10 protein-coding genes are annotated in these 7595 nt (G+C 62.7%); 9 read left to right on the top strand and 1 reads right to left on the bottom strand.

Translation table 11 applies throughout. The annotated features are described in order from the left end of the window. Positions 1-209, bottom strand: a 209-nt coding sequence (locus AC1D1X_RS11055) for an ATP-binding cassette domain-containing protein (protein ID WP_477698278.1), incomplete at its 3' end; no start/stop codon positions are given. Positions 210-536: 327 nt separating this feature from the next. Here AC1D1X_RS11055 and AC1D1X_RS11050 point away from each other — a divergent pair. From AC1D1X_RS11050 to AC1D1X_RS11010, 9 genes are all read left to right on the top strand, one after another. Further along, entirely contained in the window at positions 537-1097 is a 561-nt protein-coding gene (locus AC1D1X_RS11050) for a Fur family transcriptional regulator (RefSeq protein ID WP_477668042.1), read from the top strand. Beyond that, the gene (locus AC1D1X_RS11045) at positions 1094-1750 is read left to right on the top strand and encodes an ATP-binding cassette domain-containing protein (RefSeq protein WP_477668041.1); all 657 of its coding nucleotides are present in this window, start codon (positions 1094-1096) and stop codon (positions 1748-1750) included. The genes AC1D1X_RS11050 and AC1D1X_RS11045 overlap by 4 nt, the downstream gene beginning before the upstream one ends. Next, a complete protein-coding gene (locus tag AC1D1X_RS11040; protein ID WP_477698277.1) occupies positions 1747-2964 on the top strand; it encodes an ABC transporter permease in 1218 nt (405 codons plus the stop codon). The genes AC1D1X_RS11045 and AC1D1X_RS11040 overlap by 4 nt, the downstream gene beginning before the upstream one ends. A gap of 6 nt (positions 2965-2970) precedes the next feature. Then, the gene (locus AC1D1X_RS11035) at positions 2971-3255 is read left to right on the top strand and encodes a hypothetical protein (RefSeq protein WP_477668039.1); all 285 of its coding nucleotides are present in this window, start codon (positions 2971-2973) and stop codon (positions 3253-3255) included. Positions 3256-3324: 69 nt separating this feature from the next. After that, positions 3325-3906, top strand: a complete 582-nt coding sequence (locus tag AC1D1X_RS11030; protein WP_477668038.1) for a DUF3299 domain-containing protein — start codon at positions 3325-3327, stop codon at positions 3904-3906. A gap of 108 nt (positions 3907-4014) precedes the next feature. Next, positions 4015-4977 carry an AEC family transporter gene (locus tag AC1D1X_RS11025; RefSeq protein ID WP_477668037.1) on the top strand — a complete coding sequence of 321 codons (963 nt, stop codon included), beginning with the start codon at positions 4015-4017 and terminating at the stop codon, positions 4975-4977. Between the two features lie 21 nt (positions 4978-4998). After that, positions 4999-5361: a DMT family protein gene (locus AC1D1X_RS11020; protein WP_457279960.1), complete on the top strand. Its 363-nt coding sequence runs from the start codon at positions 4999-5001 to the stop codon at positions 5359-5361. A 414-nt stretch (positions 5362-5775) separates the two neighbouring features. Further along, complete coding sequence (locus tag AC1D1X_RS11015; RefSeq protein ID WP_477659753.1) at positions 5776-6423, top strand: DUF47 domain-containing protein; 648 nt, start codon at positions 5776-5778, stop codon at positions 6421-6423. Between the two features lie 17 nt (positions 6424-6440). Next, positions 6441-7478, top strand: coding sequence for an inorganic phosphate transporter (locus tag AC1D1X_RS11010; protein ID WP_477646378.1), 1038 nt, complete (start codon positions 6441-6443; stop codon positions 7476-7478). Positions 7479-7595 lie beyond the last annotated feature (117 nt).

Genomic DNA, 7595 nt, shown 5'->3' with positions numbered 1-7595 from the left:
ATGCGCGTGCGTGGCGTTGCCGTGGTGACCTGGCCGCCCGAGCGGGGCAGCAACCCCATGATGCTTTTGCACAGCGTGCTTTTGCCGGCGCCGTTGGGGCCGACCACAGCGGTCAGCGAACCCGCCGCGAAGTGACCGCTGACGTGGTGCAGCGCCGGATGCTGCCGGTAGCTGACGGTGAGGTTGTCCAGCGCGACCATGGCGCTCACCATGGTGCGATTTCCGCCGAAGCCCAGGCGACTGCCAGCCACAGCAGCGCCACGGCCGGCAACACCGCGAGCACCCGGCGCCAGRCCGGCCAGGCGAGGATGCTGCGGCGGCGCGGAGGCTGTGGGGGGAAGGGAGGAGGTGAAGCTGGCAAGGGAAGTCGTCTTTACAAACAGGCGGGCCGGGAAGTCATCAAAAGCCACTCGGTTGCGGTAATAATGCAACTGAATTGCTGTATAGTCTAATGCAACATTGTTGCGTTATGTGCGTGCGTTGTGAAAATACGCCGCGCGCTCTTTTGCCAAACTCTTTCTGAACGGCTTCATCCCATGGCATCCGTCCAACCTGTCAGGCGCTCCAGAACCGGCCCCGGCATCACCGCCGACGCAGACCCGATTGATGTGCTGCTGTCGGCCCACGGCCTGCGCCGCACCAGCGCGGCGCGCCTGGTGCTGGGCTGGCTGCTGGCCCACCCGGACACCAGCTACACGCACGCGCAGCTGCAGGCCGCGCTGGGCGGCGACGATGATGCCGGCGAAGGCGTGACACTGGACCGCGTCACGCTGTACCGGCTGATCGACCGGCTCACGCAGGTGGGCTTGCTGCTGTGCCGCGTGGACGCCAATCGCGTGCGCCGTTACCAGGCCATGCCGAGCAGCGTGCATGCCATTCCCCACTTTGAATGCCAGAGCTGCCACCGCGACAGCCCCTTGTCGGGTGCGCTGTCGGGAAAGCGTTCGGGCGCCCTCAAGGCCAGCACCAAAGACCTGGAGCGCGCCGCGCAGACCGCGCTGGAGGCACTGAAGGCGCTGGGCTACCAGGGCATGAGCATGGACTTTGCCGTGCGGGGCGTGTGCGCCGACTGCGCCACCGGCGCGGCTTCTTCATGATCAGTACCCGCCAGCTGGCTTACCGCTACACCAATGGTCCCGAGCTGCGCTTTGCGGACGTGGACGTCGCGCAGGGTGGCACCTTGCTGCTGCGCGGTGCGTCGGGCTCGGGCAAATCCACCTGGCTGGCGCTGGCGGCGGGTTTGCTGGCGCCCAGTGAGGGCGACATCACGGTGGCCGGCCAGTCCATCAAGGCGCTGGGTGGACGTGCAGGTGACGCGTGGCGGGCAAAAACCATTGGTTTTTTGCCGCAGAAACTTCACCTGAGCACGGCGCTGACGGTGCACGGCAACCTGGCCATGGCGCAGTGGGCCGCCGGCCAGCCGGATGATGAAGGCCGAATTGCCGAAGCGTTGGACGCGCTGGACGTGCGCGCGTTGGCTGATCGCAAGCCGGCCCAACTATCAGGCGGGCAGGCACAGCGTGTAGCGCTGGCGCGTGCGGTGTTGCTCAAGCCGCGCGTGATCCTGGCCGATGAACCCACGGCCAGCCTGGACGACGACGCGGCTGCGGCGTCGCTGGCCTTGCTGCAAAGCGCGGCGCAGCAGCAGGCCGCCACGCTGGTGATTGCCACGCACGATGCACGTGTTTTGGCCTTTTTTAAGGATAAAAAGGGCCTGCAGTCCTTATTGGTCGAGCGCGAGCAGCTATGAAAACGATAGCATTCAWGACCGTTGTTTTTTCATGGCGCTACCTGTGGTCGCGGCCGCTGGCGGCGGCGCTGAATTTGCTGCTGCTCACCCTGGGGCTGGCCTCCATTACCTTTCTGCTGCTCGTCAGCCACCAGATCAGCCAGGCGTTTGACCGTGACGTGGCCGGCATCGATGTGGTGGTGGGCGCCAAGGGCAGCCCGATGCAGCTGATCCTGTCAGGTGTGTTTCACCTTGACGTACCGACGGGCAACGTGCCGCTGGCGGCGGTGAAGGAACTGGAAAGACATCCGCAGGTCGCCAGGATCATTCCGATCAGCCTGGGCGACAGTTTTCGTGGCTTTCGCATTGTGGGCACCACGCCCGACTACATCCACCATTACGACGCGCAGCTGGCACAGGGCGCGCTGTGGTCCAGGCCCATGCAGGCCGTCATTGGCGCGCAGGTGGCGCAGCAGAYCGGCCTGAAAGTGGGCGACAGCTTTACCGGCACACACGGCCTGGGCGGCGGCGGTGAAGAGCACAAGCTGAGCCCCTATGTGGTGTCGGGCATCCTGGCCGGCAGCCACACCGTGCTGGACCGCCTGGTGCTGACGGCCACCGAGTCCGTCTGGCAGGTGCATGAAACCGACACCGCGCTGGACGACGACGACCGCAAGGTGCTGGAAGAGGAACGCGAAATCACGCTGGCGCTGATCCAGTACAAGACGCCGCTGGCGGCCGTGACCTTTCCGCGCTACATCAACAGCAACACCGAGATGCAGGCTGCGGCGCCGGCGCTGGAGATCACGCGCCTCTTGAGCATGGTGGGTGTGGGCACCGACGTGCTGCGTGCGCTGGCCGGCGTGCTGCTGCTGACGGCGGGCCTGAGTGTCTTCATCGCGCTGTGGGGCGCCGTGCGTGAGCGCCGGGCCGACCTGGCGCTGCTGCGCATGCTGGGTGCGCCACCGGCCCGCGTGGCCGGCCTGCTGCTGTGCGAAGCGCTATGGCTGGCGCTGCTGGCCACCGTGCTGGGGGTGCTGGCGGGGCAGGGGCTGACGGCGCTGCTGGCCTGGGCGCTGCAACTTGAAAAATCGGTCCTGATCGGTGCGCTGTCATGGCCGGTCGAGCTGGTCAGTGTGCCGGTGCTGGCTTTGGGTGTGGCGCTGGCGTCTGCGTTGCTGCCTGCCTGGGAAGCCTACCGGATCAGTGTGTTTGAACTTCTCCAATCAAGGTAACTTCTTATGACAAACCTCTCTTCCATCAAAAAATTCCTCACCCTGTCTCCTGTTGCGGCCGCGTTTGCGGCGGTGGCCCTGAGCGCCACGTTCTCGCTGGCCCATGCGCAGCACAACGACAAGGAAACCAAGGAAGACATCCAGCGCCACCGCGCCATGGCCGCCGCCCATGAAAACGCCGCCAAATGCCTGGAATCGGGCAAGAAAGACGAAGTTTGTGAAAAAGAGCTGCAGGCCGCTTGCAAAGGCCTGGCCGTCGGCAAATACTGCGGGATGAAACACGTTCATTGACGTCCACTGACGTCACCGGGACACCCCTGAAGTGGCCTCACCTTTTTTCTGGATTTTCTGGAGTACTGCATGACTGCCTCTTTTCGCCCTCGCACACCAAGCCTTTACGGACTGAGGTGGGCATTGGCCTGCAGCACGCTGCTGGCCGCTGCAGGCCTTTCGGCGCAAACGCTGTCTTCACCGCTGGCGAATGGCGGCAAACCTGCCGCGGCAGGGCCGGCGTTTGACATACCGGTCGGGCAGGGTGCGGGCGTGCATGGCGCCAACAGCCCGTTCCCACCGCTGGCGGCCCGCACGGACGTTGTGCCCTGGTCGGTGCTGACGGCGGTGAAAACCAAAAACGAGAAAAACCGGATCCTGCCGGTCTTCACCCTCGACCAGATGGCGCTGAACCAGAAAACCCAGCGCATCCAGGGCTTCATGATGCCGCTGGACCCGGGTGAAAAGCAAAAGCATTTTTTGCTCTCGTCGGTGCCGCTGACCTGCGCCTTCTGCCTGCCCGGCGGGCCCGAGAGCATGGTCGAAGTCAAAACCAAAACGCCGGTGAAATACAGCATGGAGCCGGTGGTGGTGGAGGGGCGCTTCCTGGTCCTGAACGACGACTCTTACGGTCTTTACTACCGCATTACGGATGCAACCAGCGTCAGGTAAGAGCCGCGCACAAAACTGCCGTGGCTGACGCTTTTTAAGCGGAGCCGTCCCGCAAAATACGGAGACGGCACCGCGACGGCCTGGCAACCCGCACGCTAAGATTGCGCAATGAACCAGCTTGTCTTCGTGTCCCTGCTTCCCGTCGTGTTGTTGATTGCTACAGGTTTCATAGCTGGTCGCGCACAGTGGGTAAGGCCCGGAGCGATAAAAGACCTTTCAAACCTGGTCTTTCTGCTGCTCACGCCAGCGCTGCTGTTTCGCACCATGAGCAAGGTGCGTATTGAGCAGCTGGACTTCAAGCCCGTGCTGGCTTACTTTCTGGCCGTGGTCGTGTTGTTTGGTGGCACCCTGCTGCTGCAGGGCTTTAACCGCCGCGCCGCCGTACTGGCACTGGCCAACACCTTCTCCAACACCGTCATGATCGGCATCGCGCTGGTCGGGTTGATGTATGGCCCCGAAGGGTTGGTGACGCTGTTTACGCTGGTCTCGGTGCATTCGCTGGTGTTGCTGACCAGCGCCACGGTGGTGCTGGAACTGGCGGTGGCGCACGAACAGAAGCTGGGCACGGCCGATGAAGTCACCACCGCACCACGCCACCCGGTGGCCACGGTGTTGATGGCCGTGAAAAACGCGCTGCTGCACCCGGTGCCGCTGCCCATCATGGCGGGCCTGCTGTTTGCGCAGACCGGCCTCACGATTCCCGCGGTGGTCGACAAGCCACTGGAATTGCTGGCCAATGCCTTCGGTCCGCTGGCGCTGGTGCTGGTGGGCGTGACGCTGGCCAACACGCGTGTGGGGGAGCACTGGCGCCAGGCGCTGGCTTTGGCTGGCGTGAAAAACCTGCTGCATCCCTTGCTGGTGTTCGGCTTGTGCCGCCTGCTGGGTGTGGGTGGCGTGCCGATGGCGGTGATGGTGGTGGCATCGGCCCTTCCGATCGGTGCCAATGTGTTTTTGTTTTCCCAGCGCTACAAGGTCGCGGAAGACCTGATTACTGCCAGTGTGGTGGTGTCCACCGCACTGGCCCTGGTGACGCTGACCATTGTGCTGCTGCTGGTCGGGCGGTTTGTCTAAATTTCATTCACGGAGCCATTGATGCAGTTCCTACAGTCCCTCCCGGTATCGGCACAAACCATCGGTCTGCTCCTGCTGTCCAACGTGTTCATGACCTTTGCCTGGTACGGACACCTGAAAAACCTGGCCACCTCGCCCTGGTATATCGCAGCGCTGATCAGCTGGGGCATCGCACTGTTTGAATACCTGCTGCAGGTGCCCGGCAACCGCATCGGCTTTACCCAGTTCAGCGTCGGGCAACTCAAGATCATGCAGGAGGTGATCACGCTCAGCGTGTTCGTGCCTTTTGCGGTGTTTTACCTGAATGAGCCGTTGAAACTCGATTACCTGTGGGCCGCGCTGTGCATGGTGGGCGCGGTGTATTTCATCTTCCGTTCCGCCTGAGTACCCGGTATTTGTCCCCGCCCCTGATTGGCCCTTGTGGATGCGCCGAGGAGCGGAGGTYCAGACGGATCAGGGCAAAAACTTGTTTGAGCCGCAGGCGAGTTGTTTTTGACCCCGGCTGGCCCGAGCACCGCAGGTTGCCCGTAGCGTAGCGAAGGGACGCAGGAACCACGGTCGCCTTTTGGTATTCGCGTAACTTCGCTTCGCGAAGTGAGCGAATCCCCACTACGTGACCTTTGCTTACTTTCTTTTGGCGAAGCAAAAGAAAGTGAGTTGCATGCCGGGCAACCCCCGGCCAGCAGCCTAAGCAGTAAACCCACCGTCAGACACCCAAGCTACCTAAAATCCCGGGCGRTTAAACTTCTAGCTGTTACAAAAACGTCATATTTTTGACTTACTCCCTGAGGAACTGACATGCTGTTTGGCAAATTGCTGCCGCGCGAAGGCAATTTTTTCGAGATGTTCAACCAGCATGCCGAACGCATCGTCGAGGCCGCCCACGCGTTCTCGAACCTGGTCGCGAACTACGCTGACGTGCAAAAGCGCGAAGCTTTCAACCGCGAAGTCGACCACGCCGAGCGCGCCGCCGACCGCATCACGCATGAAGTCAACCGGGCGCTGCACAAGACTTTCATCACACCCATCGACCGCGAGCAGATCCACAAGCTGATCAACACCATGGACGACGTGGCCGACCTGATCCAGGATTCGGCGGAAACCATGGCGCTGTACGACGTGCGCCACATGACCGAAGACATCGTGCGGTTGACCGACCTGAGCGTCAAGTGCTGCGAACGCCTGCAGGATGCCGTGGCGCTGATCGAAAAAGTCAGCGATGCCGCGACGGCTGAAGCGGCGCTCAAGACCTGCGAGGAAATCGACAAGCTCGAGTCCGACGCCGACCGCGTCATGCGCTCTGCCATGAGCCGGCTGTTCCGCGAAGAGCCCGATGTACGGGAAGTGATCAAGCTCAAGGCGGTGTACGAACTGTTAGAGACCATCACCGACAAGTGCGAGGACGTGGCCAACCTGATCGAGGGCATCGTCCTCGAGAACTCCTGATCACGGGCGCCTGAACCATGCAAACCGTACAGGCTGCCCTGTGGGTGGTGTTCCTGCTGGTCTTCCTGGCCATTGCGTTCGACTTCATGAACGGCTTTCATGACGCGGCCAACTCGATCGCCACCGTGGTGTCGACGGGTGTGCTCAAGCCGGGGCAGGCGGTGCTGTTCGCCGCCTTCTTCAACTTCCTGGCGTATTTCATCTTTCACCTGAGCGTGGCGGCGACCATCGGCAAGGGCATCGTGATGCCGGGCGTGGTGGACACGCATGTGGTGTTTGGCGCGCTGATGGGCGCCATCACCTGGAACATCGTGACCTGGTTTTACGGCATTCCCAGCAGCTCTTCGCATGCGCTGATCGGCGGCATCGTAGGGGCTGTGATTGCCAAGGCCGGCGCGAGTGCCTTGATCGCGTCGGGCGTTTTCAAGGTGGTGGCCTTCATTTTCGTGTCGCCGCTGCTCGGATTCTTGCTGGGCTCGCTGATGATGGTGGCGGTGGCCTGGGTGTGTCGCAGGACGACCCCGTCGAAGGCCGACCGGTGGTTTCGCCGGCTTCAGCTGGTGTCCGCCGGCGCCTACAGCCTGGGGCACGGCGGCAACGACGCGCAAAAGACGGCCGGCATCATCTGGCTGCTGTTGATCGCCGCGACCACCAGCAATGTGCAGGGCTTGCCCGTGTGGATGATGGCGACCACGGAACACCTGCCGATCTGGGTGGTCATCGTCTGCTACATCGCCATCGGCTTTGGCACCATGTTCGGCGGCTGGCGCATCGTGAAAACCATGGGCCAGAAGATCACCAAGCTAAAGCCCGTGGGCGGCTTCTGCGCCGAGACAGGCGGGGCGCTGACGCTCTTCCTGGCGACCGGGCTGGGTATTCCTGTTTCCACCACGCACACCATCACCGGCGCCATCGTGGGCGTGGGTTCCACGCAGCGCGCTTCAGCCGTGCGCTGGGGCGTGGCTGGCAACATCGTCTGGGCCTGGATTTTCACCATTCCCGCTTCGGCCTTCGTGGCCGCGATCGCGTACTGGGTCAGCCTGCAAGTTTTTTGAACACCCCTGTCCGGGCTCACTGCAGAAATAGGTTCACCCCTATCGGGCTCACTTCGTGTAGCCCTTTTCCCCTTGCAGGGGACGGCGCCTGCGGCCCGGCAAAGCCGGCTCCGCGGC

It is taken from the genome of Polaromonas sp. P1_G4, assembly GCF_056405475.1.
Note: the sequence above shows the minus strand (reverse complement) of the source record. Positions and strands in the feature narration are given on the sequence as shown.